The 25,830-nt window shown below is 43.0% G+C and carries 27 protein-coding genes; 23 read left to right on the forward strand and 4 right to left on the reverse strand.

Annotated elements, in window-relative coordinates:
• Positions 1 to 63 precede the first annotated feature (63 nt).
• The 13 genes from rpsU to recO all read left to right on the forward strand — a co-directional run bounded on the left by rpsU (position 64) and on the right by recO (position 11,006).
• Complete coding sequence (gene rpsU, locus AU377_RS02190) at positions 64 to 237, forward strand: 30S ribosomal protein S21 (RefSeq protein WP_009496905.1); 174 nt, start codon at positions 64 to 66, stop codon at positions 235 to 237.
• 357 nt (positions 238 to 594) lie between these two features.
• Entirely contained in the window at positions 595 to 1,935 is a 1,341-nt protein-coding gene (locus AU377_RS02195; protein WP_067403425.1) for a nodulation protein NfeD, read from the forward strand.
• Positions 1,935 to 2,948 carry a flotillin-like protein FloA gene (floA, locus tag AU377_RS02200; RefSeq protein ID WP_067403426.1) on the forward strand — a complete coding sequence of 338 codons (1,014 nt, stop codon included), beginning with the start codon at positions 1,935 to 1,937 and terminating at the stop codon, positions 2,946 to 2,948. The genes AU377_RS02195 and floA overlap by 1 nt, the downstream gene beginning before the upstream one ends.
• A 29-nt stretch (positions 2,949 to 2,977) precedes the next feature.
• The gene (locus AU377_RS02205) at positions 2,978 to 3,448 is read left to right on the forward strand and encodes a hypothetical protein (RefSeq protein WP_067403429.1); all 471 of its coding nucleotides are present in this window, start codon (positions 2,978 to 2,980) and stop codon (positions 3,446 to 3,448) included.
• 51 nt (positions 3,449 to 3,499) lie between these two features.
• Entirely contained in the window at positions 3,500 to 3,757 is a 258-nt protein-coding gene (locus AU377_RS02210) for a hypothetical protein (protein ID WP_067403431.1), read from the forward strand.
• Positions 3,750 to 4,865: a sporulation protein YqfD gene (locus AU377_RS02215; RefSeq protein WP_172794006.1), complete on the forward strand. Its 1,116-nt coding sequence runs from the start codon at positions 3,750 to 3,752 to the stop codon at positions 4,863 to 4,865. The genes AU377_RS02210 and AU377_RS02215 overlap by 8 nt, the downstream gene beginning before the upstream one ends.
• Entirely contained in the window at positions 4,858 to 5,814 is a 957-nt protein-coding gene (locus tag AU377_RS02220; RefSeq protein WP_067403437.1) for a PhoH family protein, read from the forward strand. Before AU377_RS02215 ends, AU377_RS02220 begins: the two co-directional genes overlap by 8 nt.
• 85 nt (positions 5,815 to 5,899) lie before the next feature.
• Positions 5,900 to 8,044, forward strand: coding sequence for an HD family phosphohydrolase (locus tag AU377_RS02225; RefSeq protein ID WP_067403440.1), 2,145 nt, complete (start codon positions 5,900 to 5,902; stop codon positions 8,042 to 8,044).
• A gap of 19 nt (positions 8,045 to 8,063) precedes the next feature.
• Complete coding sequence (gene ybeY, locus AU377_RS02230) at positions 8,064 to 8,534, forward strand: rRNA maturation RNase YbeY (RefSeq protein WP_067403443.1); 471 nt, start codon at positions 8,064 to 8,066, stop codon at positions 8,532 to 8,534.
• Between the two features lie 6 nt (positions 8,535 to 8,540).
• Entirely contained in the window at positions 8,541 to 8,888 is a 348-nt protein-coding gene (locus AU377_RS02235) for a diacylglycerol kinase family protein (RefSeq protein ID WP_067403447.1), read from the forward strand.
• 11 nt (positions 8,889 to 8,899) lie between these two features.
• Entirely contained in the window at positions 8,900 to 9,310 is a 411-nt protein-coding gene (locus AU377_RS02240) for a cytidine deaminase (RefSeq protein WP_067403450.1), read from the forward strand.
• The gene (gene era / locus AU377_RS02245; protein ID WP_067403452.1) at positions 9,294 to 10,208 is read left to right on the forward strand and encodes a GTPase Era; all 915 of its coding nucleotides are present in this window, start codon (positions 9,294 to 9,296) and stop codon (positions 10,206 to 10,208) included. Before AU377_RS02240 ends, era begins: the two co-directional genes overlap by 17 nt.
• Before the next feature lie 18 nt (positions 10,209 to 10,226).
• Entirely contained in the window at positions 10,227 to 11,006 is a 780-nt protein-coding gene (gene recO, locus AU377_RS02250) for a DNA repair protein RecO (RefSeq protein ID WP_067403455.1), read from the forward strand.
• Positions 11,007 to 11,114: 108 nt separating this feature from the next.
• Here the strand turns inward: recO and AU377_RS02255 are convergent, their stop codons facing one another.
• On the reverse strand, positions 11,115 to 12,491 hold the full coding sequence (locus AU377_RS02255) for a glycine--tRNA ligase (protein ID WP_067403932.1): 1,377 nt from the start codon (positions 12,489 to 12,491) through the stop codon (positions 11,115 to 11,117).
• 324 nt (positions 12,492 to 12,815) lie between these two features.
• On the opposite strand from AU377_RS02255, the gene AU377_RS02260 reads away from it, so the two are divergent.
• The 8 genes from AU377_RS02260 to AU377_RS02295 all read left to right on the forward strand — a co-directional run bounded on the left by AU377_RS02260 (position 12,816) and on the right by AU377_RS02295 (position 21,275).
• A complete protein-coding gene (locus AU377_RS02260; RefSeq protein ID WP_172794007.1) occupies positions 12,816 to 13,454 on the forward strand; it encodes a helix-turn-helix transcriptional regulator in 639 nt (212 codons plus the stop codon).
• A gap of 10 nt (positions 13,455 to 13,464) precedes the next feature.
• Positions 13,465 to 14,283 (forward strand): pyruvate, water dikinase regulatory protein, encoded by an 819-nt coding sequence (locus AU377_RS02265; RefSeq protein ID WP_067403460.1) that lies wholly within the window; start codon positions 13,465 to 13,467, stop codon positions 14,281 to 14,283.
• Positions 14,284 to 14,494: 211 nt separating this feature from the next.
• Entirely contained in the window at positions 14,495 to 16,309 is a 1,815-nt protein-coding gene (gene dnaG / locus AU377_RS02270; protein WP_067403463.1) for a DNA primase, read from the forward strand.
• Positions 16,310 to 16,343: 34 nt separating this feature from the next.
• Positions 16,344 to 17,468 carry an RNA polymerase sigma factor RpoD gene (gene rpoD, locus AU377_RS02275; protein WP_067403467.1) on the forward strand — a complete coding sequence of 375 codons (1,125 nt, stop codon included), beginning with the start codon at positions 16,344 to 16,346 and terminating at the stop codon, positions 17,466 to 17,468.
• Between the two features lie 182 nt (positions 17,469 to 17,650).
• Complete coding sequence (locus AU377_RS02280; RefSeq protein ID WP_067403468.1) at positions 17,651 to 18,790, forward strand: acyl-CoA dehydrogenase family protein; 1,140 nt, start codon at positions 17,651 to 17,653, stop codon at positions 18,788 to 18,790.
• A gap of 180 nt (positions 18,791 to 18,970) precedes the next feature.
• The gene (locus tag AU377_RS02285; protein WP_067403471.1) at positions 18,971 to 19,333 is read left to right on the forward strand and encodes a cytochrome c; all 363 of its coding nucleotides are present in this window, start codon (positions 18,971 to 18,973) and stop codon (positions 19,331 to 19,333) included.
• Between the two features lie 128 nt (positions 19,334 to 19,461).
• Positions 19,462 to 20,160: a tRNA (adenine(22)-N(1))-methyltransferase TrmK gene (locus AU377_RS02290; protein ID WP_067403474.1), complete on the forward strand. Its 699-nt coding sequence runs from the start codon at positions 19,462 to 19,464 to the stop codon at positions 20,158 to 20,160.
• Entirely contained in the window at positions 20,157 to 21,275 is a 1,119-nt protein-coding gene (locus AU377_RS02295) for a Nif3-like dinuclear metal center hexameric protein (protein ID WP_067403477.1), read from the forward strand. Before AU377_RS02290 ends, AU377_RS02295 begins: the two co-directional genes overlap by 4 nt.
• Before the next feature lie 49 nt (positions 21,276 to 21,324).
• Here AU377_RS02295 and AU377_RS02300 read toward each other — a convergent pair whose 3' ends face one another.
• On the reverse strand, positions 21,325 to 22,302 hold the full coding sequence (locus AU377_RS02300; protein WP_067403480.1) for a 4-hydroxy-3-methylbut-2-enyl diphosphate reductase: 978 nt from the start codon (positions 22,300 to 22,302) through the stop codon (positions 21,325 to 21,327).
• Between the two features lie 75 nt (positions 22,303 to 22,377).
• Positions 22,378 to 22,839 carry a VrrA/YqfQ family protein gene (gene vrrA / locus AU377_RS02305; protein WP_067403484.1) on the reverse strand — a complete coding sequence of 154 codons (462 nt, stop codon included), beginning with the start codon at positions 22,837 to 22,839 and terminating at the stop codon, positions 22,378 to 22,380.
• A gap of 111 nt (positions 22,840 to 22,950) precedes the next feature.
• On the opposite strand from vrrA, the gene AU377_RS02310 reads away from it, so the two are divergent.
• Together AU377_RS02310 and AU377_RS02315 are read left to right on the forward strand one after the other, a co-directional pair.
• Entirely contained in the window at positions 22,951 to 24,246 is a 1,296-nt protein-coding gene (locus AU377_RS02310) for a DEAD/DEAH box helicase (RefSeq protein ID WP_067403487.1), read from the forward strand.
• On the forward strand, positions 24,243 to 25,145 hold the full coding sequence (locus AU377_RS02315) for a deoxyribonuclease IV (RefSeq protein ID WP_067403490.1): 903 nt from the start codon (positions 24,243 to 24,245) through the stop codon (positions 25,143 to 25,145). Before AU377_RS02310 ends, AU377_RS02315 begins: the two co-directional genes overlap by 4 nt.
• Before the next feature lie 34 nt (positions 25,146 to 25,179).
• Here the strand turns inward: AU377_RS02315 and AU377_RS02320 are convergent, their stop codons facing one another.
• Positions 25,180 to 25,431 carry a hypothetical protein gene (locus tag AU377_RS02320; protein ID WP_067403493.1) on the reverse strand — a complete coding sequence of 84 codons (252 nt, stop codon included), beginning with the start codon at positions 25,429 to 25,431 and terminating at the stop codon, positions 25,180 to 25,182.
• Positions 25,432 to 25,830 lie beyond the last annotated feature (399 nt).

Consider the following 25,830-nt stretch of genomic DNA (forward strand, 5'->3'; position numbering starts at 1 on the left):
TAATTTTTGAGTACATGGAAATGTCCATGTTTCGAAGTGTGCTCGGAGGGAGGGACAAGAGATATGACGAAAACTGTCGTTCGTAAAAACGAATCGCTTGAAGATGCTCTTCGCCGCTTCAAACGTACTGTATCGAAAAGCGGTACAATACAAGAGGTAAGAAAGCGTGAGTTTTATGAAAAGCCTAGCGTAAAACGCAAAAAGAAGTCTGAGGCTGCAAGAAAGCGTAAATTCTAATCTTTCTTTCATAGTGGGATCTATTGAATTTTAAAGCGTAAACCGGAAAATCCGTCATGGGTTTTCCGGTTTTATTTTGTTATCTTATCTATTTTATTAATTCGCCTAAGTACATGGGCAACTAGTTAGGCTGACCAGCGCTAGGCGCCTTCCAAGCGGCAGCCGGAGCAAGAAGACTGGCAGTGGTCTTCTGCCCGGCTTCTTGCGGGAGGTATCCGCGAGCGCCGAAGCGTCTTGTGGGGGAATCTTTGGTTCAATTAATCGCTATTTTTACTTGTTCTATTGAAAACATGAAACTTTCATGCTTTTAGTCCGTATAAAAGGATATAATTGAAATAGTAGAAAGAGGTGAAAAGTATGATGCGAAAAATGATCAGAACAATTCTCCTGTTTGTTTTCTTCCTTTCATTCCTTGCGATTCCTTTGATGCATTCAGATGCCCAAACTAAAAAAGTATACAAAGTGCCCATTAGCAATGAAGTCGAGAAAGGATTATACGCCTTCTTACAGCGTTCTTTTACTGAAGCTGAAGAAGCAGGTGCAGACGCTATTATTCTTGAGATCAATACACCGGGCGGCTTTGTAGACGCGGCCTGGAAAATTGGAGATCTATTCGATCGCACAAAACTGCCGATCATTGCTTATATTCATAACGATGCCTTATCAGCCGGTGCCTATATCGCTTTACATGCCGATGAAATTTACATGTCTCCACTTGGCAAAATAGGGGCTGCTCAAGTCATCGAATCATCTGGAAATGCTGCAGATGACAAGGCCGACAGTGCATGGCTTGCTTCCATGCAAAGTGCAGCGGAATATTCAAAGCGAGATCCATTGTATGCGCTTGCGATGGCAGATCCGAAATACGATTTGCCGCAATATCGTGCCGAAAAAGGAAAGCTTTTGACATTAACTGCGGCCGAAGCGGAATCCGAAGAAGTCAAATATAGTGAAGGCACGGTTTCTTCTTTTGAAGAATTATTGAAGGTAACTGGCTATGAAAATGCAGAAGTCATTTCAACGAGCGAAACGGTGACAGAGCAGATCGCAAGGTTTATTACAAACCCTGTCGTTGTGCCCATTTTATTGTCCATTGCGGGGCTTGGCCTTGTCCTGGAGCTGTATTCACCAGGTTTTGGCGTACCAGGGACGATGGGGATTGTTTCGTTGGTTTTGTTCTTTTATGGTCATCTCGTTGCAGGTCTTGCGGGGTACGAGACGTTACTTCTGTTTTTACTTGGGGTAGGTCTTGTGATAGCGGAAATTTTCCTTCCGTTTGGCATTGCAGGTACGCTTGGTGCATTTGCAATCATAGGCAGTATTATTATGGCAGGCGGTAATCCGTTGAATATGGCGATATCTGTCCTCATCGCGGTGACCATTGCTATTATAGGGATGGTGATAATTATGAAATTCTTCGGGAAAAAGCTTCATTTGCTCAATAAAATGGTGTTGATGGATGCGACAGATACGGAAAGTGGCTACGTCTCGAATGTGAATCGGAATGAGTTATTAGGCCGTACCGCAAAAACTGCGACTGCGCTTCGTCCATCTGGAGCAGTTGTGCTAGATGGGGAACGAATCGATGTTGTTTCTGAAGGAAGCTATATTGATAAAGGAAAAGATGTTATCATTGTGAAGATTGAAGGTTCTCGCATTGTTGTTAGAGAACACGAATCGAAAGGGGAGAATGAATAATGCCAGCAATATTAGGCACAGGTAGTTTAATTGGACTGGTGGCAATTGTGTTTGTTGCCATTCTTGTATTGTCCATATTTTTTACACTCGTTCCAGTCACGCTTTGGATTTCAGCCATGGCTGCGGGTGTTCGCGTCAGTATTTTCACATTAATTGGAATGCGTTTACGTCGAGTAATTCCGAGCAGAATTGTCAATCCGCTTATTAAAGCACATAAAGCGGGATTGAATGTTGCCATTAACCAATTAGAAAGTCACTACTTGGCGGGCGGTAATGTTGACCGCGTTGTCAATGCATTGATCGCTGCACATCGTGCGAATATCGAATTGGCTTTTGAACGTGCGGCTGCGATTGACCTCGCTGGACGTGACGTATTAGAGGCTGTTCAAATGTCTGTTAACCCGAAAGTGATCGAAACACCGTTTATCGCGGGTGTTGCACTGAATGGAATTGAAGTAAAAGCGAAGGCCCGTATTACGGTACGTGCCAATATTGACCGTCTTGTCGGGGGAGCTGGAGAAGAAACAGTTATTGCCCGGGTTGGTGAAGGGATTATCTCCACAATTGGTGCTTCCGAAAACCACGCAAAAGTGCTGGAAAATCCAGATATGATTTCGCAGACGGTTCTGTCAAAAGGTCTTGACTCTGGAACAGCATTCGAAATTTTATCGATCGATATTGCGGATGTTGACATCGGTAAAAATATCGGTGCAGAGCTTCAAACGGAACAAGCGCAAGCTGATAAAAACATTGCGCAAGCGAAAGCTGAAGAACGCCGGGCAATGGCTGTTGCAAACGAGCAAGAGATGAAGGCGAAAGTAGAAGAAATGCGTGCGAAAGTTGTTGGTGCAGAAGCAGAAGTACCACTCGCAATGGCAGAAGCACTTCGTACAGGAAACATTGGCATTATGGACTATATGAATTACAAAAATATCCAAGCGGATACGAGCATGCGCGACTCGATTAGTAAAGTCGGCGGCAAAGCGGATCCAAATGCAAAAAAAGAACAGTAAATGCCATTTCCCCGAAAGGAGATGCTTAAATGGAGCAAATCATTGTTCTGATCATTATGCTTCTGTTGTCCTCCTTATTTAAAGGGAAAGGGAAGAAGGAGCAAGCTCCTCAAAAAGGAGCACCTAAACCGTTCACAGCGTCATCCGATGATACATTTAAAAAGTTGAAAGAAATGTCAAAAGAAATGATGCGGGAAATGCAGCAAGAAGTGAAACGTGAGAAGGAACCGCCGAGTCGTCAAACGCCGCCGATCGTTTCACCTGAAAAGCCGAAATTACAGCGTAAACCGGTGAAAGCGGAACAAATAGGCGAACGGAAAAATCAGCGTGAAAAAAGTCAGCGAGAAAGTCATCGCGGACGCCTTTCCGCGCATGGTGGACAAATTGAACAACCAACTGCATTTACAACTGAAAATCATTTATTACCGAAAACGGAAGATGACTTATTAAAAGGAATTATTTTTTCTGAAATATTAAGCCCTCCAAAATCAAAACGGTAATCATCGACCCCCTATCTCGCTCATAAGATGAGAATAGGGGGTTTTATATTTATGAAAAAATTATTCAAAATAGGGCATACCTTATCGATTGACGACTACACATCATTGCATTTAACAGGTTCGTACAAACTATTGAAGCTTGGCCCCGACTTTGCCATCATCAAGAGTGGAGACTACATCATCGAAGCGTCGGGGGAGGATTTAACCGTCGATACGCTGTCAGAGGAAGTGGCTGTTTTCTCTTTTAGAGAAATTACAGCCATCTCACTAAAATTGGATGAACAACAAGGAAGCTTCTATGGTGAATAAAAGGTACGAAGTCAAAGTATGGGGGAAAGGCGATCTCTCCGCTTTTTTAACAACGCTCGTTTCAAACAAAACGAAGATTTTATCTTTAGCAGTCGATGATGGCAAGGCGAGTTTTCGAACGGATCGAAGCGGGCTCCGCAATGTTAGGAAATTTCGGCGCCGCTATCGGTTAAAAGTAGCAATCTCACTGTTGGACAAAGGTTTAGGCCCAAATTGGTTTTTTGCCTCTCCTAGATTTTTAATCGCTTGTCTGCTTCCTTTAGTAGGCTCATTTTTTCTTTGGAAAGTGGAAGTGGATACAGATCGTCCTGAAGTTGCGGAAAGGATCGAAACAAAGCTTCAATCATCTTCAATCGTTCCTTTAAAACTCCTTTCAACACTTCCGGATGAAGGTGAAATTCGTCAAATGCTTATGCTTGAAGATCCTACTTTGTCATGGGTAAGGTTTCGTAGGGTCGGCACATCGCTGACGGTCATTCCGATGCTATCGCCCCCTGCCAATCAGAATATAGCAAAGAAAGGGCCACCTTCTGATCTTGTGGCGAGAACGGGCGGAGTCATTACACGTTTTGAATTAAAAAGTGGTGAAAGAGTCGGTTACGTTCATCAAACAGTTAAAAAAGGAGATGTACTGGCGACAGGCGTCTTAAAGCAGGGGGATAAAACGACGATTGTCGGGGCAGATGGGGCGGTCTTTGCTGATTATTGGGTGGAATATTCATTCTCTATACCGAAGCTGATTGATTATCGACAGCAAGGAGAGGAAATTATTCATTATTCCTTTCAATTGCCTTGGAAAAAGGAAGCCGGTACGGAAAATGCCGAAGGTGAAACAGATGGCTTTTGGCCGCTTGTAAAAAAAGAGCGATACATTAAGGAGGTGGGCGGTTCGCTGGAATTGAAAAAAGGGATGGAGAAAACAGTCATCATTCCACTATTGAAAAATAAACTTTTATCGGAACCTTCGTCAAAATCGATCATAAAAGATGAAAAAATTTTACACGTGACATTCGGAAGTGATAAAGTTAGTGGGACTATATTATTTCTAATGAATGACAATATTGCAGTCAAAAGACCGATTTCCCAAGGAGACGAAGATAATGGATGAACAAACGATGCTCTTGCATATTGAAGACCCAAACGAAGCGGTCATGTTACTTGGAATTTCCGATCAAAATATGAAGTTAGTGGAAGAAAATTTAAATGTTTCAATACTGACAAGAGGAGACACATTCTCCCTAAACGGTGATGCTGAGGCAGTTCGTCTCGCCAAAACGTTAGTAGAACAATTGTTAAAAGTGATTCGTAAAGGAATTAATGTTAATTCGAGGGATGTCTCCACGGCCGTCGAAATGGCGAAAAACGGGACGATTGAATACTTTGCTGAATTGTATGATGAAGAGATCGCACGGAATATGAAGGGAAAAGCGATTCGAGCAAAAACAATTGGTCAACGGGAATATATCCAACTGATTCGGGCAAGAGATTTAGTCTTTTGCATTGGGCCTGCGGGGACAGGGAAAACTTATTTGGCTGTCGTACTAGCCATCCAGGCGATGAAAACTGGATCGGCGAAAAGAATCATTTTAACACGGCCGGCGGTTGAGGCAGGGGAAAGCCTCGGTTTTCTTCCAGGGGATTTAAAAGAAAAAGTCGATCCTTATTTGAGACCACTTTATGATGCGCTTCATGATGTACTTGGAACGGAGCAAACGGAAAGACTCATTGAACGGGGCGTTATCGAAATTGCACCGCTTGCTTATATGAGGGGGCGAACGCTGGATGATGCTTTCGTTATTTTGGACGAAGCTCAAAATACGACCCAAGCGCAGATGAAGATGTTTTTAACACGTCTAGGCTTCGGTTCTAAAATGGTCATTACAGGCGATAAAACTCAAATAGACTTGCCTAAAGGGACCGTATCGGGTTTAATGGTTGCCGAGAAAGTATTACACAAAGTAACAGACGTTGGCTTTCAATATTTAGAGCAGGGGGATGTTGTCCGTCACCCGCTCGTAGCAAAAATTATTGATGCGTATGAAAAGGAGCAGTCATAACGACTGCTTCTTCCTTCGTCAATTCGAGAGAAAGATAAAAAATAAATAGGGGTATGTTTAAGAGAGACTGGGGAGAGAATCTTCTATGTTCAAGACAATCAAACAAACACTGAATGAATTGAAGTTTACTTATTTACTAGTATTTTTAGTTGGACTTTCTACAATTCTACTCTTTACTTTCATGTTAGGGAGCGTGAAAAAAGAGACGTTTGAACTATCGGAATTTCAAATTTCGCCTAAAACGATTCGATCTTTAAAAACAGTTGAAGACACAGAGAAAAGTGAGCAAGAAAAGCAGCGCGCAGCGCATGAAGTGGAGCCGGTCTATCAGTTTTCGGAAGATATCGCAAAAAATAGACAAGCCATCGCGACTTCATTGTTTGATTTTCTCATTGAAGTGAAAGAGATAGAAGTAAAATCGACAAAAGAAAAAGATCAGACAAGTTCAGATGAGCAAATGAACAAAATACATAAGGAACAGCTTGCCGAATTACGAAACAAGCTGACAAGGCTCGAGCAAGAAGAGCCGGACTTAAAGTTGAGCGACGAAGCGATCGGAAGCTTATTGGCCCTTGATATAACGGAACTGCAAAAAATACAAAAGGCGCTTGTGGACATAATTGCAGAAGAATTATCTAAGCCTGTTCGGGCAGTAGATTTGTCGACGGTACGTTATGAAGTCGAACAAAAACTTCGGTTATCATCGGCCATTCCATCCTCTCTTTTACAAACGATGATTACGATTGGACGATCACTCATCGTGGAAACGGAGTTTATCCATGTCGAACTGACTGAAAAACGAATCGAACAAGCAAAAGAAGCGATTGAACCGACGCGTATTTTACAAGGACAAGTCATTGTGCGGGAAGGTCAGGTCATTGACAAGGAAGTATATCGTCAACTAGAAGTAGCAGGGTTATTGACACATCAATCATCCGTATTGCCGATTGCCGGCCTTATTTTGTTCGTCTTATTCATCGGATCGATTTTTTATTTACATTTTACAACGTGGCGAGCCGATGAGAACATCAAGAAAAAATCATTGCTCATCGTGCTAACCGTTTTTTTTCTACTCGTTGTACTCATGAAAATAATAGCTTTAATTGAAAAAGACTTTGATGTGCTATTGGCATTTTTATTTCCGACAGCACTTGCGCCTATGCTCATAAAATTGTTAACGAATGAGCGGCTTGCGATTATGGTCACGATTCTTTCGGCGGCTACAGCAGGTATTATGCTCCAGGAAGGTTTTGCGGCACTCGTTCAAATGGAAATTGCTTTGTATCTTCTATTTAGTGGATTGGTCAGCTTATACTTGCTTGGCAATAGCGGAAGACGTTCAAGTATTTTACGGACAAGTCTAGGTGTAGCCGTTTCTAACTGTTTATTTATTGCATTTTATTTACTAATGACACAGTCATCCTATGAGATTTCTGAGCTGGTTTTTTACTTAGTTGCTGCGATTGCATCAGGGATTTTGTCTGGGGCGCTGACGATTGGGCTCATGCCATTTTTTGAGACGGCTTTCCGCCTGTTATCAGATATGCGTCTCATTGAATTATCAAATCCCAATCATCCTTTATTGAAAAAAATTCTAACTGAAACGCCGGGCACGTATCACCATAGTGTAATGGTTGCTAATTTAGCCGATGCTGCGTGTGAAGCGATTGGCGCAAATGGTTTACTGGCGAGGGTCGGAAGTTATTATCATGATGTTGGTAAAACAGTTCGACCGGCTTTCTTTATCGAAAATCAGCATGGAGGTAACAATCCCCATGATTCATTACCGCCCGAAAAAAGCCGCGATATTATCATTGCACACGCAGAGGATGGGGCTGGGTTGCTTGAAAAGTACAAAATGCCAGGTGAAATCGTTGATATTGCAAGACAGCATCACGGAACGAGTTTGTTAAAGTTTTTTTATGTAAAAGCAAGGGAATCAGGGAAAGATATAAATGATCAAGATTTTCGATATAAAGGACCAAAACCGCAAACGAAAGAAATTGCCATCATCTCGATTGCGGATAGTGTAGAGGCAGCCGCCAGATCGATGAAAGAACCTACGCCGCAAAAAATTGCAAAGCTCGTTCAAGCCATTATTCATGATAAAATGAATGATGGTCAATTTGATGAATGTGACTTATCGATTAAAGAATTGAAAAAAGTGGAAAAGATTTTTTGTGAAACGTTAAATGGCACGTTTCATAGTCGAATCGAATATCCCGAATAAATGAGAGGAGCTGAAAAAAATGCTCGAATTGTATTTTGATGATGAAAGGGAAACAGTGGGCGAAGAGATCAAGTCATTAATCACAAATGTATTAAACCATGCAGCTAAAAAAGAAGGCATCCAACGTCAGTCGGAAGTATCTATTACATTTATGTCCGATGCGGAAATTCAAGAAGTGAATGCACAATATCGAGGCAAAAATCAGCCGACAGATGTGATTTCATTTGCATTGGAAGAGCTGTCAGAAGGAGAAGTTGCGATCGTTTCGGAAGAAGGAATGCCAACTGTTCTTGGCGACATTATTATTTCCATTGACACAGCAAAACGTCAGGCGGAGGAATATGGCCATAGCATGGAAAGAGAAATGGGCTTTCTTGCATTGCATGGCTTCCTCCATTTGCTCGGATATGATCATTTAACAGAAGAAGAGGAGAAAGAAATGTTTGGCAGACAGCAGGACATTTTAAGTTCGTTTGGACTGGAAAGGTGACGTCCTATGCGGAATTTTTTCAAAGCTTTCTTTTACGCATGGAATGGGCTTCTTCATGGCAGTCATGCTGAAAGGAATGTGAAATTCCACCTTTTTTTTGCGGTCATTGTTGTGGTCGCAGGGCTATTGACAGGATTATCAACGGTAGAATGGCTTGTTGTTATTATGCTCATCGGCGGAGTGATTGCATTGGAATTGGTGAACACTGCCATAGAGCGCGTTGTCGATTTAGTCATTCAAGAGCAGCACCCGCTTGCAGGACAAGCAAAAGATTTAGCGGCTGGTGCTGTTCTCGTCTTTGCTATTGCGAGTGCTGTCATTGGATGTTTTATTTTTATACCAAAATGGTTTTGAGGTGTTTATGGATGGAAATTGAAAAATTAGTAGAAGAAGCAAAGAAAGCGAGAGAAAAGGCGTATGTGCCTTATTCTACTTTTAAGGTAGGTGCTGCGCTGTTAGCTGAAGATGGCACCATTTACGGCGGCTGCAATATTGAAAATTCGGCGTACAGTATGGCGAATTGTGCAGAGCGGACAGCATTTTTTAAAGCTGTATCTGAAGGGGTACACAAATTTAAAGCACTTGCGGTCACCGGTGATACAGCAGGCCCGATATCGCCATGTGGTGCATGCAGACAAGTCATCGCAGAGTTTTGTGATGGGGATATGCCCGTTTATTTAACGAATCTAAAAGGGGACTTGCAGGAAACAACCGTTGCAGCACTGTTGCCTGGTGCATTTTCAAAGGAGGACTTGGCGTATGGCAAACAACAATAATGTGTTTAAATCGGGCTTTATTTCTATCATTGGACGGCCGAACGTCGGGAAATCTACTTTCTTAAATCATGTGGTCGGACAGAAAATAGCCATTATGAGTGATAAGCCGCAAACGACACGCAACAAAGTGCAAGGTGTTGTAACGACGGAAGCGTCACAGTTGATTTTTATAGACACGCCAGGGATTCATAAACCGAAGCATAAGCTCGGTGATTTTATGGTGAAAACAGCGCGCAATACGCTGAAAGAAGTCGATGCCATCATGTTTATGGTCAATGCAGACGAACCAATCGGCCGCGGTGACCGTTTCATCATTGAATTGCTAGAAAATACAAAGACACCGGTATTTTTAGTTATTAATAAAATTGACCTTGTACATCCGGATGATTTGCTGACGATTATTACGTCTTATACGTCTGAGTATGATTTTGCTGAAATTGTACCGATTTCTGCGTTGAATGGCAATAATATCGAGCGGCTGATGGAGACATTGACGACCTATATGCCGGAAGGTCCGAAATATTATCCGGATGACCAAGTAACCGATCACCCGGAGCGATTTATCATTTCTGAGTTAATCCGAGAAAAGGTCTTGCATTTAACTCGCGAAGAAATCCCGCATTCCGTGGCGGTTGTAATCGAGAAAATTGAACGGGAAGAATCACGGGAGATGGTCAATGTGATGGCAACGATTGTCGTCGATCGGGATTCACAAAAAGGCATTGTCATCGGTAAAAAGGGTGCGTTGCTTAAGCAAATTGGTACGAAAGCAAGGCATGATATTGAAATGCTACTCGGCTCTAAAGTGTTTTTAGAACTATGGGTAAAAGTGCAAAAAGATTGGCGCAATAAGCCTGGCCAATTAAAGGAATTCGGATTTAGGGAAGACGAATATTGAACCGATGGGGTGATCGCTTTGCTGCATAAATGGGAAGGGATCATTCTGAGAAGCATGCCGTACGGCGAATCCAATAAAATTGTAACCATTTTTACAGAAGAAGCGGGGAAGCTAACGGCGATGGCACGCGGGGCGAAGAAGCCGGCCAGCCGCCTCGCTTCGATTACCCAGCCTTTTACTTATGGAGCCTTCTTGCTGCGTACCGGGAAGGGGATGGGAACGTTAGAGCAAGGAGAGCAGCTTCAATCGATGCGACATATCCGAGAAGATCTTGAGGCGACCGCTTATGCGAGTTATATTATTGAATTGATTGATAGATGTACAGAGAATAACGAACGTTACCCGGGCGTCTATCAATTGCTGCTAGAGGCACTGCATGCGATCAATGAAGAATACGATCCGGAAGCGATCGCATTGTTTGTGGAATGGAAGATGTTGCCGGTCGCGGGCATTCACCCTGTGCTGCATCAATGTGCATCATGCGGGGCGACGGAAGGAGAGTTTGCCTTTTCCTTTCAAGAAATCGGCTTTCTTTGCCATAGGTGTTTTCATGTCGATCCTTATTTGATTCGTATCTCTCCAACTCAACTAAAACTGATTCGAACGTTTTATACGGTGCCGATCAATCGGGTTGGTAAATTGACGTTAAAAAAACCAACGAAGCAATTTATGAAAAAACTCGTGCGTACCATTTATGATGAACAAGTCGGTCTGCGATTGAAATCAAGATCATTTTTAGACCAACTAGAGACGACGCCAGAATTATTACCGAGAAAACCGAAAGAAGACAGCGAATAGAGCTGTCTTCTTTCTTTTGTGTTGGGCGGGATTTCCAATGATTAATATCCGATAAAATCAAAAAAACTGAGGCCTTAAAAGCCCCAGTTTTTATGCGAAATCATCTTATTAAAATTCCAAATGTTTTTCAATATAAGCTTTGACATCTGCGATCGGCATGCGCACTTGCTCCATTGTGTCGCGATGGCGTACTGTTACTTGCTTGTCCTCGACGGAGTCAAAATCGTACGTAATACAGAATGGCGTTCCGATTTCGTCTTGACGGCGGTAACGTCTGCCGATTGATTGAGAGTCATCGTATTGTACCATGAAATGTTTGCGAAGTTCCGCATATACTTCATCAGCACCTTCAGAAAGTTTTTTCGATAGCGGAAGAACCGCTGCTTTCACCGGCGCAAGGGCTGGGTGGAAACGAAGCACTGTACGCTTATCGCCGTCCTCAAGCTCTTCTTCTTCAATTGCATCGCAAAGGAATGCAAGTGTAACGCGATCTGCGCCAAGTGACGGTTCGATACAATATGGAACGAATTTTTCATTCGTCACCGGATCTTGGTAATTGAAATCTTCACCCGAATGTTCCATATGACGTTTCAAGTCAAAGTCTGTACGGTTCGCAATGCCCCATAGTTCGCCCCAGCCGAATGGGAATTTGTATTCAATATCTACGGTCCCTTTTGAGTAGTGGGAAAGTTCGTCTTCGTTATGATCACGCAGACGCATATTTTCTTCCGTCATACCAAGGTTCAATAAGAACTGTTTGGAGTAATCGCGCCAGAATTCATACCACTCATTGTCCTCGCCTGGCTTACAGAAAAACTCCAGTTCCATTTGTTCGAATTCGCGCGTACGGAACGTGAAGTTTCCTGGTGTAATTTCGTTACGGAAACTTTTACCGATTTGTGCAATACCGAATGGTAATTTTTTACGCATGGAACGTTGCACGTTTTTAAAGTTAACGAAAATACCTTGTGCTGTTTCGGGACGCATGAAAATTTCGTTTGCAGATGAGTCGGTCACACCTTGAGATGTTTTGAACATTAGGTTGAATTGACGGATTTCAGTATAATTCATTTTTCCGCAAGTTGGACAAACGATTTTGTGTTCTTCGATCAGTTCAGCCATTTTTTCAAACGGCATTCCATCAACGACAACTTCCATTCCTTTCGCATCTAGCGCATCTTCAATGAGCTTGTCAGCGCGGTGGCGTGTTTTACATTCTTTACAGTCAATCATCGGGTCGTTGAAATTTCCAACGTGACCGGATGCTTCCCACACTTTTGAGTTCATCAAGATTGCCGCATCGAGTCCTACGTTATACGGTGATTCTTGGATGAATTTTTGCCACCAAGCTTTTTTAAGATTGTTTTTTAACTCGATGCCGAGCGGACCGTAATCCCATGTATTTGCTAGACCACCATAAATTTCGGATCCCGGAAATACAAAACCTCTTTGTTTTGATAAATTAACAACTTGTTCCATTGACATTTTTGACATATAAATCCCTCCAAATTAAAATAAGCACCCATCCCTGGACATCATGTCCAGGGACGAGTGCATAATACCCGCGGTTCCACCCTAATTGGCCAATCAACCATCGATTGACCCTCTTTCAAAAAATCTTGGCTCCAGGCCGCCGTTTCGTGTCGTTACGGGCTTTCACGATCCCCGTTCGCTTTGTTTGACACTACTTATAAACCTATCCTCGCCTATTCAATTACAAAAATAGTGTAGCATGGTTCTGAAATCTTAGCAATAGATGTCCATTTCGTATATAATGGTCGGGTACAAAACAATTGAACGTTTAGGGCGGTGATACATATGGAACTCAATAAGCGCCAGACAGAAATTTTGGAGATTGTTAAAATCGACGGTCCCATTACGGGCGAACAAATTGCAGAGCGGCTAAAACTCGCACGTGCTACGATCCGTCCAGACCTGGCAATTTTAACGATGGCTGGCTACTTGGATGCAAGACCGCGCGTTGGGTACTTTTTTTCTGGGAAAAAACCTACGCAGTCTGTTGCTGATAGTATGGTAGGCATGAAAGTTCGGGACTTTCAATCTATACCTGTCGTTGTATCGGAAGACAGTTCGGTCTATGATGCCATTACACATATGTTCCTTGAAGACGTTGGAACTTTGTTTGTCGTCAACAGATCCTCCCTATTAACCGGCGTCCTGTCTCGTAAAGATTTACTGCGAACAAGTCTTGGAAATACCGAACTTGAAAAAATACCAGTACATGTCATTATGACGAGAATGCCCAATATTACTTATTGTGAAAAGCAAGACACGCTCCTTTTCGCAGCTAAGAAAATGATTGAAAAACAAATCGACGCCCTGCCCGTTGTAGAGGATCGGGGAGAAGGCCTTGAAGTTGTGGGAAGAATAACAAAGACAAATATTACCGCAGCGTTTCTATCATTAGCGGATGACCACGAACTATAAGGGGGATATTATGAAGAAGTTGACATTATTTATCGTTTCGGACTCTGTCGGTGAAACGGCTGATCTTGTCGCAAAAGCTGCATCCAGCCAATTTCTCCATGGTCTGGAATCTGTTTCAATGAAAAGATTTTCTCATATCGAAGAAGAATCACAACTTGACGAAATCGCTTACCTAGCTAAAGAGCAAAATGCAATTATTGTTTACACACTTGTTAAAAGTGCGATGCGTAAAAAGTTGAAAAATGAGTGCACAATCCATGGTCTTCAATGTATTGATTTACTAGGTCCTGTTGTCGACCGGATCGGATCGGAGCTGAACCAAGAGCCGATTGAAGAACCGGGACTTGTCCGAAAGCTCGATGAAGATTATTTCAGAAAGATAGAAGCGATTGAGTTCGCGGTAAAATATGATGATGGCAGGGACCCGCGAGGCATCTTACAGGCAGATATCGTATTAATTGGTGTTTCAAGAACGTCTAAAACCCCATTGTCCCAATACTTGGCGCATAAACGACTAAAAGTAGCGAATGTCCCGTTAGTACCTGAAGTCGATCCGCCAAATGAACTTTTTCAAATCGATCCAAATAAATGCTTCGGGCTCAATATTTCTCCCGAGAAATTAAATTCCATTCGAAAAGAGCGGCTGTTAGCTCTCGGGTTAAAAGACGATGCGAATTATGCTAGGATTGAACGGATTCTAGAAGAAATTGTGCATTTTGAAAATGTCGTTGAAAAAATTGGCTGTCAAGTCATAAACGTAACGAATCGTGCAGTAGAAGAAACAGCGAATGTTATTCTGAGCGAATTGGCTAACAGGGATCGCGCATAAAAAAATGAAAAACGAAGGACCGCCTATCCCAATTCAGGTGGTTCTTCTTTTGTGGAAAAGAACCATACTAGCTGCGATCTAGGATTATTTTGAGGAAATTGTGGTTAAACTAGTGTAATATAAAAGTTTCGGAGGAAATTCGAAATTTATTTGTCGAATAATGAAGGGTTTTTGAAAGTAATCTCGAATTCAATTGATATAGGTGAAAAAGATGGCAAGAATACCAGAAGAACAAATAGAAGCTGTTCGATCGCAAACGGATATCGTAGATCTAATCGGTGAATATGTACAACTGACGAAGCGAGGAAAAAATTGGTTTGGTCTTTGCCCATTCCATGGGGAGAGTACACCCTCTTTTTCCGTTTCAGAAGATAAGCAATTATTCCATTGTTTTGGATGTAGTGCGAGTGGCAATGCGATTACTTTTCTCATGGATATCGAGAGCTGTCAATTCACTGAAGCAGTTAGTAAACTAGCAGAGCGCGCAGGCGTCGAAATTGACGCGGTAATTCGAGTGGGAACGGAATCCAATCCCACAAAGAAACATAAAAACTTAGTGGAAGCCCATGCACTTGCTGCCCATTTCTACAATCATTTACTCCTAAATACAGTTGAGGGGGAAGAAGCACTACAATATCTTGAAAAAAGAGGATTTTCGCGAGCGGATATTGAAAAGTATGGCATAGGATGGTCTCTTCATGATCGAGAAGCGTTGACAAATCTTTTACAACGAAAAGGCTATGACTTAAAAGAAATGGAACATGCAGGCCTATGCATCATGAAAAACGATGGATCAGGGTATTTCGACAGATTTCGCGGACGTATTATGTTCCCGCTTCACGACGATAATGGAAACATTGTCGCGTTTTCAGGACGTACACTCTTAACTTCAAAGGAAGAAGCAAAATATTTAAATAGTCCTGAATCGCCGATCTTCGGGAAAAGCAGATTATTATATAATTTTCACAATGCACGTCTTAATGTACGAAAAACGGGTAAAGTAATATTGTTTGAAGGTTTCATGGATGTGATCTCAGCAGACCGCGTCGGTGTGTCAAATGGCGTTGCAGTTATGGGGACGTCTTTATCCGATGCACACCTCATAAAATTAAAACGAATGACCAATCATATAATTATCTGTTGTGATGGAGACGACGCGGGATGGGAAGCAGCAAAGCGATTTGCAGCGCTAGCCGCAGATAAAGGTCTGGACGTTCAGATTGCTTTACTACCAGATCGTATGGATCCAGATGATTATATCACGCAATACGGTGGGACTGCATTTCGTGAAAAAATAATTGAAAATCCCCATTCCATTATGTCATTTCTTATGTCGTATGCACGACGCTCAAAAAACTTATCTTTTGAAAATGATGTCTTGCAATATATTCATGAAGTGTTGGAACAATTGGTGCTGCGGCCATCTCCGGTTGAAAGAGATGTTTATATCCGGCAGTTGGCAGATGAAACTGGCGTATCTACCGAAGCGATCAACCAACAATTCATGAAATTGTTAGGACAAAAAGCAAAACAGGCAAAAAAGGATCAACGACAAGAACAATCTTTTCCTGTTCCAAACAGTGCGCCACCGAAAAATAAAACAGGCATGGAGCGTGCAGAACAGCTGCTTCTTTGCCATTTGTTAAATGACGGGGCATTATTCGACAGAATTCGGGAGGACAAGCAAGATTTGTTCATTCAAGACAATTATTCCGCAGTTTTTGTTCATCTTGCTGGATTTTACGAGCAGTATGGAACTCCTGATTTCCATCGGTTCGCGGAGTCTTTGCAAGACCGTGAACTAAGGCGAATTGTCTTGGAAGCCGCGATGGTGGAAAGAGACCCCGAACATGCCGATGAAGAAATTGATGATTGTATTGATCATCTGAAGACATACCGGGTCAAAATGATGATCCAGGAAAAAATGCACGAATCGAAAGAAGCGGAAAAAATGAATGATCATGCCCGGGCATTGGAGCTGGCAAATGAAATTATTCAGCTCAAAAGATCATTGTCGGCACGGTAGCCGCATTCCGGTGTATTAAGGAGGAACAGGTAAGATGACGAAAAAAGAATTATCCGGTGATATGGAGATGGAAATGACAATAGAGGAAGTAAAGGCAGGTCTAATAGAGGCTGGTAAAAAATCAGGAGAGCTGACGCTCGATGAAATAACGGAAAAACTGTCTGCATTTGAAATGGAGCCGGACCAGTTTGAGGAATTCCTTGACCAAATTGAAGCGCAAGGAATTGAAATGGATCGTAAAGATGACGAGGAAGAAGCGAACGAAGAAGAAGTGAAGGCGGCTGCCGAAGAGCAATTCGATTTAAATGATTTAAGCGTACCGCCTGGCGTAAAAATCAATGACCCTGTCCGTATGTATTTAAAAGAAATCGGACGTGTCGACTTACTGACGGGCGAAGAAGAAGTAGAGCTTGCGATTCGTATCCTAAACGGTGATGAGGAAGCGAAAAAACGCCTTGCAGAAGCGAATTTACGTCTCGTTGTCAGTATCGCGAAACGTTATGTCGGTCGCGGCATGCTATTCCTAGACCTCATCCAGGAAGGGAATATGGGCCTTATTAAAGCAGTTGAGAAATTTGACCATACAAAAGGCTTTAAATTTAGTACGTATGCGACTTGGTGGATTCGCCAAGCAATTACGCGTGCCATTGCGGATCAAGCGCGTACAATTCGAATTCCTGTTCATATGGTCGAAACGATTAATAAGCTTATTCGCGTACAGCGTCAATTATTGCAGGATCTCGGACGTGAGCCTTCACCAGAGGAAATTGGAGAAGAAATGGATTTAACGGCAGACAAAGTCCGTGAGATCTTAAAAATCGCACAAGAACCTGTGTCACTTGAAACACCAATTGGCGAAGAAGATGACTCGCATCTTGGCGATTTTATCGAGGACTCAGAAGCGCAGTCGCCATCCGACCATGCGGCTTATGAACTATTAAAAGAACAGCTGGAAGATGTATTAGATACATTAACAGATCGTGAAGAAAACGTACTACGTCTGCGCTTTGGCCTTGATGATGGACGTACAAGAACGCTTGAAGAAGTGGGTAAAGTATTCGGCGTCACACGTGAACGTATTCGTCAAATTGAAGCAAAAGCCTTACGCAAGCTGCGTCATCCGTCACGCAGCAAGCGACTCAAAGATTTTTTAGAATGATACCAAAAGCATCAGCGCCTTGCGGGGCGGGCTGATGCTTTTTCATTTTTTTACTAAAAATATAAAACAATTGTGCGGAAGAAGATCAATAAATCAATTTGTGTCATAACACTATAAAACTTTCAGACTAATCGATATAATAGAGGTGTAAGCGTTTACGTTTAAGCAAAGGGGATGTAGAGATGAATTTCGATTTGACAGATGAGCAAGCGATGATTCAAAAAACGATCCGTGAATTTGCTAACGAAGTTGTTGCACCGGGTGCGATTGATCGGGATCGTTCAAAGGAATTTCCTGTAGATATTTTTAAGCAGCTCGCGGATCTGGGGATGATGGGGTTGCCGTTTCCTGAAAAGTATGGAGGTGCTGGGGCAGATACGATTAGTTTCGCGATCGTCACCGAAGAGTTGAGCCGCGCTTGTGCATCGACTGGGATTACGTATTCTGCACATATTTCACTGGGGGGAGCACCGCTTCACTTGTTTGGAACCGAGGCGCAAAAAGAGCAGTACTTAACGCCGATCTGTACGGGGGAATCATTCGGGGCTTTTGGTTTGACGGAGGCAAATGCTGGTTCGGACGCGGGGGGGACGCAGACGACAGCGAAGGAAGATGGAGACGAATATGTCATCAATGGTTCCAAAGTGTTCATAACGAATGCAAGTTACGCAAAACATTTAGCCATTACAGCCGTTACAGGCAATGAAAATGGGCAAAAAGAAATTAGCGCTATTATTGTGCCGACCGATGCAAAAGGATTTACGGTTCTAAATAATTATGAAAAAATGGGTTTGAATGCCTCCAATACGACGGAATTAGTGCTAGACCAAGTACGTGTCCCGAAAGAAAATTTGCTAGGAAAAAAAGGGCATGGTTTCCGACAATTTCTCGTGACGCTTGACGGTGGCCGAATTGGGATTGCTGCCATGGCGGTTGGTATAGCGCAGGCGGCCTTTGAACGAGCGCTCAGTTACTCCAAGGAACGCAAGCAATTTGGCAAGACGTTGTCTGAATTTCAAATTACGCAATTTAAATTGGCTGATATGGCGTTGAAAATTGAGTTGGCACGAAATATGGTTTACAAGGCGGCTTGGTTGAAAGATCAAGGGAGATCTTTTACAAAAGAAGCGTCGATGAGTAAATTATATGCATCTGAAATTGCAATGGAAGCAGCAGATCAAGCGATTCAAATTCACGGCGGATATGGCTATATGAAAGAATATGAAGTCGAACGATATTTACGGGATGCGAAACTATTGGAAATTGGTGAAGGGACTTCAGAAGTTCAACGAATGGTCATCGCAAGGCAAATTGGTTGTTAAGATCATAAAGTAGAAGAATTTGAAAAAAAGATATACGATCTTCATAGAAAATACACATTTACTCTGTATAATGTCGAAAAATTCAACAATAAACCTTTTAGTTTTCCGTTGAATACAGTACAATAATATTTGATAGCTGTATTACATACAGAATAGATGTTTACAAAGGGGGTTAATTCGATGAAGAATCCTGTAGTACCTTTTATACTCATTTTTGCGCTTGGAATCGGCCTTATTTTCTACTTGTCCCTTTACGGACTCGACATGAAAAAGGAAATTGCTGGTCCAGAAGAAGGTGCGCCAACTGAATCGACAGCAGAATTTGATGCTGAGGCAGTTGCTCAAGGTAAATGTATCGGGTGCCACGGTGGTGACCTAACTGGTGGTATGGGCGGCGCAGCTCCATCATTAGTTGGATTGTCAATGTCCAAAGATGAGATTAAAGACGTCATTAAAAACGGTAAGGGTGCAATGCCGCCACAAGGGATCAGTGATGATGCCGAGTTAGATGCATTAGCAGATTATCTTTTATCACTTCAGTAATATGCAAGAATAAGAGCTGTCGGATGCGGATTTTTTTCCGTTATCTGATGGCTCTTTTTTATTGATGGAAAGAAAGATGCAAAACGCGTCTGTTTCTTATACAATATTCAAAGAAAGGCGGAGATTGTTTGAAAACAGAACGATTATCTGAGCGACTTCTTGCTGTCGCTTCATTCGTTGAACCAAATGCCGTGCTTGCAGACATTGGAAGCGATCACGCATATTTACCAAGCTATCTGATCCGTTCAGGTAAAATACAAAAAGCGATTGCCGGTGAAGTCGTGAAAGGACCTTACGAAGCCGCCCTGCGTAATGTGACGAGAGAAGGGTTGGCAGATTCGATTGTTATTCGACTGGCGGATGGCTTAGCCGCAATTGAAGAAGGCGACCGTGTAGATACAGTCTCCATTGCGGGGATGGGTGGAACGCTAATTGCTTCAATTCTCGAAAATGGCAAGCATCGTCTTCAACCTGTTAAGCGATTAATTACCCAACCGAATATTCATGCAAAAGCAATTCGTGATTGGGCGGTGCAAAATGGATGGAAAATTATTGATGAAGTGATTTTAAAAGAAGATGAGAAAATCTATGAAATTGTCTGTTTAGAAAGAGGAATGGAGACGTATAGCGAACTAGAGCGAATCGTAGGGCCATTTCTTTTGCAAGAAAAAACAGCTGTTTTTATCGAGAAATGGGAAAGGGAATTAGCAGAGTGGAAGCGTGTTTTGCGGTCATTAGAACAAGCGCAGCAATCCGAGGAAATATTGCAGAAGAAAGCCCAGCTTGAAAGACAAATTCATTTAGTAGAGAAGGTGTTGTCGGCTTGAAAAAAGTAAATGGTCATGAAATCATTACATTGTTTGAAAAGTGGTCGCCAAAGCGTTTCGCGATGGAAGGGGATCCAGTCGGTTTACATATTGGTCAATTAAATCGCCCGGTGGAAAAAGTGCTTGTCACGTTAGATGTCAATGAAGCGGTTGTCGATGAGGCGATCGAAAAAGGTGCTGCATTAATAATTGCACATCATCCACCCATTTTCAGACCGTTAAAGGCAGTATTAACAGATACAACGCAAGGACGGATGATCGAAAAATGTATTAAAAACGATATTTCCGTTTATGCGGCACATACGAATTTAGATGTTGCACCGGGCGGCGTCAATGATATGCTGGCGTCCAAACTAGGGCTCCTGCAAACAGAAGTGTTATCCCCAACGTTGTCCGATCCGCTTTATAAGTTGGTCGTTTTTAGTCCAGTGACACATGCGGAAGATGTTAGGCAAGCTCTTGCGAAAGCCGGAGCGGGTGCTATTGGCGATTATGAAGGGTGCAGCTTTAGTTCAACCGGCACTGGCCGATTTACGCCTTCCGCCGGCGCTGATCCGTTCATTGGAGGAGTAGGGCGCGGTGAGGAAGTGGAAGAGGAACGTATTGAAGTGGTGCTTCCGGGTCCGCTTCGCAGTAAAGTACTAAAAGCGATGCATCAAGCGCATCCTTATGAAGAAGTTGCGTACGATTTTTTCATGCTCGATCAACGGACAGAAGCATTAGGGCTCGGCCGTATCGGGACGCTTGAAAAAGAAATGACATTGAAGCAATTTGCGGAACATGTAAAGCAGATCTTCGGCGTACCGGCAGCCCGTTTTGTCGGCGATGCTCATTCAATAATCCGAAAAGTCGCGGTGCTTGGCGGTGACGGCAATAAATATATCGGTGCTGCCAAAAGGAGCGGTGCAGATGTCCTTGTGACAGGGGATTTGTATTATCATGTGGCGCACGATGCAGAGGCGATGGGTCTCTCAGTTGTAGATCCTGGACATAATATCGAGAAAGTGATGATTGAAGGGGTTGCTGACTACATGCAAGGGGCATGTGCCGAGGCGAAATACGATGTGGAATTTATCCGGTCTGAAGTCATTACGGAGCCTTTTCAGTTCATCTAATTGACGAACAAAAAACCGGATCCTATTTATTTGGATCCGGTTTTGATGGTTATTTTGTCGTGTACGGTTCAATTCGTTCAACAGGTGTCGGGTTTTTGATCTTCGGCAAGATGCGATTCAATTCGAATTTCCGTTCTGGATGATGCGTTTCGGGATCGTTCGGATCGAATTTTTCCAGGAAGTTCATCACTTCACGGACAACAAGTGTCGGTGTAGAAGCACCGGCTGTAACGGCGACGGTTTTAATGCCATCTAGCCAGTTAATATCCAATTCCGAGACGTCTGAAATACGATAGGCAGGCGTATTCGCGATTTCTACGGATACTTGTGCCAAGCGATTGGAGTTATTGCTTTTCGGATCGCCGACAACGATGAGGAGATCTGCTTCTCCAGCTTGCTCCGCGACGGCTTCTTGTCTTGTTTGTGTCGCCATACAAATTTCTTTTTCGGCTTGAATATGCGGATATTTCTCTTTCAACGCTTCCATAATATGCTGGACGTCCCATTGACTCATCGTCGTCTGGTTGGTCACGAGCAGCTTGTCATTTTCGACGTGGAGATTTTCCAAGTCTTCCAATGTTTCCACAAGGTGCACAGCGTGAGGTGCAACGCCAATGGCACCTTCTGGCTCGGGATGATATCTTTTCCCTACGTAAATAATATCATAGCCTTCAGAAACCTTATCACGAATCAGATCATGTGTGTTCGTAACGTCTGGACAAGTGGCATCGATTGACACGAGACCTTTTCTTTTCGCTAATTCACGCACTTCAGGTGATACACCGTGGGCAGTGAAAATAACCGTTCCCTGATCAACTTTTTCTAAAATTTCTAAGCGGTTTTTCCCGTCTAGTGTAATAATGCCGTCTTCTTCAAATGCGTCCGTTACATGCTGATTGTGGACGATCATTCCCAATATATAAATGGGTCTCGGCAACGTTTTGTCGAGCGCCGCATTCCGTGCGATAACCATTGCATCGACAACCCCGTAGCAGTAGCCTCTAGGGGTAATCTTCAAAACTTTCATTTATCTCACTCCTCTATAGGACTCTAGCATCCATTATAGCGGAGTGAGGGAATTTGGTAAACTTATCAACTAGCATTACCCATTTGGCGGTTGAAAGACACGGGGAATGGAATTGCCTGCGGCTCCAGCTGAGGCGGCGGATGCAGCTGCGCTAGCTGCCCCTTCAGTAGGTAAAGATGCAAAGCCTTTGTAAAGCTTCCACATGGCAGGTAAATTTTGAACCATCGGCGCAAATTGTTGCACAACTGGCGCAAACTGCTGGGCTGTGTTCAAAAAATTATTTGCCGTTTGCATATAGGCCTCGAGACGGGAGCCTTGCGCTTGCTCTTGGCCGCCAGCCATCTGCCCATTAGCCATCTGCCCTCCGGCCATCTGCTGCCCCCCGTATCCATTATTCATTGCCCCGTGTTGAAATGGTGGTTGAGGCATTTGCATAGGATCCATTTGCGAAGGCATGCCAAAGCCCGGATGGTTCATGGCAGTAGGATATTGTGGTTGATGTTGTTGCGCGAATGGATAAAAGGATTCGTACCTCATGATGATCTCCTTTCGTTCATTGAAAATGGACGTTCACATAATATCCTATGCTAAAAATTCCTCTGATGGCACCATTCCGTGCTACAATAAGTTCAGGTTAGGAGGACGATTATGTCTAAATATACAGACTATCAATTTAAACCGTTTCTTCGTGAGGCGATTCAAAAACTTGGGTTCGAAAGCCCGACACCTATTCAAAAAGAAATGATTCCACTGATGTTGAAGGGAACGAGTGCCATTGGTCAGGCACATACAGGAACTGGGAAATCGCATAGTTTTCTCATCCCTGCTGTTGAAAAAATCGATGAACAGGCAGATGAGTTGCAAGTGGTTATTACAGCTCCGACAAGAGAGCTAGCAACCCAGTTATACAATGAGCTCTTAAAATTGATCGATGAAACAGAAATCCGATGCGCTCTTTTAATTGGTGGAACGGATAAGCAACGTTCGATTGGAAAGTTAAAATTAGCGCCTCAAATCATTGTGGGAACGCCAGGACGTATTAATGATTTAGCAAAAGAAGGTGCACTTGCTATTCATACGGCCAAGGTTTTGGTCATTGATGAAGCCGATCTCGCATTTGATATGGGCTTTGTCGAAGATATCGATCAGTTTGCCGCTAAAATGCCGTCAGAATTAGAAATGTATGTATTTTCAGCGACAATCCCTGAGAAGCTAAAGCCATTTTTGACAAAGTATATGGAATCACCCGTTCATATTCAAATAGGGGAACAAAAGCCCCTCACTGAAGGGATGCATTACGCCCTTGTGCCAGTGCGTAGTATGAATCGAAAGAAAAAGTTGCTTACCGTAATGGAAGCGATCAATCCTTATTTGGCAATCATCTTTATGAACACGCGCCAAAATGCAGAAGAACTCGCTTCGTATCTTGCTGATAATGGAATCAAAGCAGGACGCATTCACGGCGATCTAACGCCGCGGGAGCGCACGCGCATGATGAAGCAAATTCGTGATCTAGAGTATCAATATATCGTCGCAACGGATTTAGCGGCGCGAGGAATTGATATTCCAGGCGTGAGCCATGTCATTAACTTTGAACTGCCAGACGATCTAGAATTTTTCATCCACCGCGTAGGGAGAACAGCGCGGGCTGGAATGGAAGGAACGGCTATTACACTTTATGAGCCTTCTGAAGATGATAAGATCGTAAGAATTGAGAAATTGGGCATTCCATTCGTTCACGAAGATGTGAAAAACGGTGAGTGGATCGAAATGAAAGAACGCCACGCTCGTAAAAAACGCGTTGAACAAGATGATGAAATTGTTCAAAAAGCGCGCTCGTTCGTTAGAAAGCCTTCGAAAGTCAAGCCAGGTTATAAAAAGAAAATGGCGCAACAAGTCGATCAGTTTAAAAAGCGGGAAAGGAGATTGAAACGAAAAAAATGAGTGAAAAACCATTATTGCTTGGATCCCACGTATCCATGAGCGGCAAAAAAATGCTGCTTGGTTCAAGTGAGGAAGCTTCTGCATACGGCGCAACAACCTTTATGATTTATACAGGAGCGCCCCAAAATACGCGAAGAAGACCGATAGAAGAGTTAAATATCGATGCAGGACAAATGCATATGAAGGAAAATGGCCTTTCCAATATCGTTGTCCATGCACCGTATATTATAAATATCGCAAATACAATTAAGCCGGAAACATTCGAACTTGGGGTGAATTTCCTGCAAAAAGAAATCGAACGAACTGCCGCCCTAGGTGCAGACCAAATTGTACTGCATCCAGGTGCGCATGTCGGCGGCGGTGTTGATAAAGGAATTGCGAAAATCGTTGAAGGGCTGAACGAAGTATTGTCGCAAGATGCAAATGTTCGAATTGCTTTAGAAACGATGGCCGGAAAAGGAACGGAATGCGGTCGCAGTTTCGATGAGATTGCAAAAATCATTGACGGTGTCACGCATAATGAGCGCTTATCCGTTTGTTTTGACACGTGTCACGTACATGACGCGGGGTACGACATTGTGAATGATTTTGATGGCGTGTTAAACGAGTTTGACAAATTGATTGGGAAGGATCGGATTTCAGTCCTTCACATTAATGACAGTAAAAACGAGCGTGGTGCGGGGAAAGACCGCCACGAAAATATCGGATTCGGTCATATCGGCTTTGATCCGTTGGCGTATATTGTGCACCATCCAGAATTTGAAGACATCCCTAAAATTTTAGAAACACCATTTGTCGGAGATGACCCGAAAAATAAAAAAGCCCCATACAAATTCGAAATTGAAATGTTTAAGGCGAAAGAATTTCAACCAGACATGGTGGAACGATTGAAAGTTTAAAGGGAAACGACCCGTCTGTTGCGGACGGGTTGTTTCATCGCTTTTTGAAGTCATAGTATTCCTTTAGCAGTCGATTTGTTTTTTCCGCACCGATGATGTTTTTCACTTTTTGAATGAATGCATCTGGAATCCCGCTAAACAGCCAATGGAATGAGATTTCATTTAACAGGGGACGCAGCGCACGGATTTCCTGTTTAGAAAAATCCATTCCGTACTGAGCGGCAAGCGCTTGGGCTTCCTCATCGCTTTTCATCTTTACCTCATTGAGCAATTGAATTAAATCCACTTCTGTCACTCCTTTTTAATAAAATAGAATTTAGGACAAAACTCTACTATGAATCGCAAAAAACCTCATGAACTACTAATCAATTACGCCAAGGCGTAATTGCGTCGGGATTTTGAATTGTGCCCGCAGGATGCGGGTATGCAGTCGTTGGGGCCGGCACGATGCCGGTCATGCGGTCGTGGCGACAGGATGTCGCGTACTTAGACCGCCTTCCTTAACCCCTTTCAAAATCCCTGACATCCGCCCGAGGCTTAACTTGAATCAGCAGGGGTTTGGACTCCCCCTGATTTAAAGGAATTTTGGCATTCATCCCACCACTTATCGAAGTGGGGGATGAATGCTGAATCAAGCTAATCAAAATTGTTTTGTTGAGTCTTTTCCCATTTTCCTTTATAATAT

Origin of the sequence: Sporosarcina sp. HYO08 (assembly GCF_001563475.1) — a bacterium.
Classification (GTDB): domain Bacteria; phylum Bacillota; class Bacilli; order Bacillales_A; family Planococcaceae; genus Sporosarcina.

Excerpts from the sequence above, each read along its gene's own strand:
- rpsU (WP_009496905.1), top strand. The coding sequence starts at position 64 with ATGACGAAAACTGTCGTTCGTAAAAACGAATCGCTTGAAGATGCTCTT.
- AU377_RS02195 (WP_067403425.1), top strand. The coding sequence starts at position 595 with ATGATGCGAAAAATGATCAGAACAATTCTCCTGTTTGTTTTCTTCCTT.
- floA (WP_067403426.1), top strand. The coding sequence starts at position 1,935 with ATGCCAGCAATATTAGGCACAGGTAGTTTAATTGGACTGGTGGCAATT.
- AU377_RS02205 (WP_067403429.1), top strand. The coding sequence starts at position 2,978 with ATGGAGCAAATCATTGTTCTGATCATTATGCTTCTGTTGTCCTCCTTA.
- AU377_RS02210 (WP_067403431.1), top strand. The coding sequence starts at position 3,500 with ATGAAAAAATTATTCAAAATAGGGCATACCTTATCGATTGACGACTAC.
- AU377_RS02220 (WP_067403437.1), top strand. The coding sequence starts at position 4,858 with ATGGATGAACAAACGATGCTCTTGCATATTGAAGACCCAAACGAAGCG.
- AU377_RS02225 (WP_067403440.1), top strand. The coding sequence starts at position 5,900 with ATGTTCAAGACAATCAAACAAACACTGAATGAATTGAAGTTTACTTAT.
- ybeY (WP_067403443.1), top strand. The coding sequence starts at position 8,064 with ATGCTCGAATTGTATTTTGATGATGAAAGGGAAACAGTGGGCGAAGAG.
- AU377_RS02235 (WP_067403447.1), top strand. The coding sequence starts at position 8,541 with ATGCGGAATTTTTTCAAAGCTTTCTTTTACGCATGGAATGGGCTTCTT.
- AU377_RS02240 (WP_067403450.1), top strand. The coding sequence starts at position 8,900 with ATGGAAATTGAAAAATTAGTAGAAGAAGCAAAGAAAGCGAGAGAAAAG.
- era (WP_067403452.1), top strand. The coding sequence starts at position 9,294 with ATGGCAAACAACAATAATGTGTTTAAATCGGGCTTTATTTCTATCATT.
- AU377_RS02255 (WP_067403932.1), bottom strand. The coding sequence starts at position 12,491 with ATGTCAATGGAACAAGTTGTTAATTTATCAAAACAAAGAGGTTTTGTA.
- AU377_RS02265 (WP_067403460.1), top strand. The coding sequence starts at position 13,465 with ATGAAGAAGTTGACATTATTTATCGTTTCGGACTCTGTCGGTGAAACG.
- dnaG (WP_067403463.1), top strand. The coding sequence starts at position 14,495 with ATGGCAAGAATACCAGAAGAACAAATAGAAGCTGTTCGATCGCAAACG.
- rpoD (WP_067403467.1), top strand. The coding sequence starts at position 16,344 with ATGACGAAAAAAGAATTATCCGGTGATATGGAGATGGAAATGACAATA.
- AU377_RS02280 (WP_067403468.1), top strand. The coding sequence starts at position 17,651 with ATGAATTTCGATTTGACAGATGAGCAAGCGATGATTCAAAAAACGATC.
- AU377_RS02285 (WP_067403471.1), top strand. The coding sequence starts at position 18,971 with ATGAAGAATCCTGTAGTACCTTTTATACTCATTTTTGCGCTTGGAATC.
- AU377_RS02300 (WP_067403480.1), bottom strand. The coding sequence starts at position 22,302 with ATGAAAGTTTTGAAGATTACCCCTAGAGGCTACTGCTACGGGGTTGTC.
- vrrA (WP_067403484.1), bottom strand. The coding sequence starts at position 22,839 with ATGAGGTACGAATCCTTTTATCCATTCGCGCAACAACATCAACCACAA.
- AU377_RS02310 (WP_067403487.1), top strand. The coding sequence starts at position 22,951 with ATGTCTAAATATACAGACTATCAATTTAAACCGTTTCTTCGTGAGGCG.
- AU377_RS02315 (WP_067403490.1), top strand. The coding sequence starts at position 24,243 with ATGAGTGAAAAACCATTATTGCTTGGATCCCACGTATCCATGAGCGGC.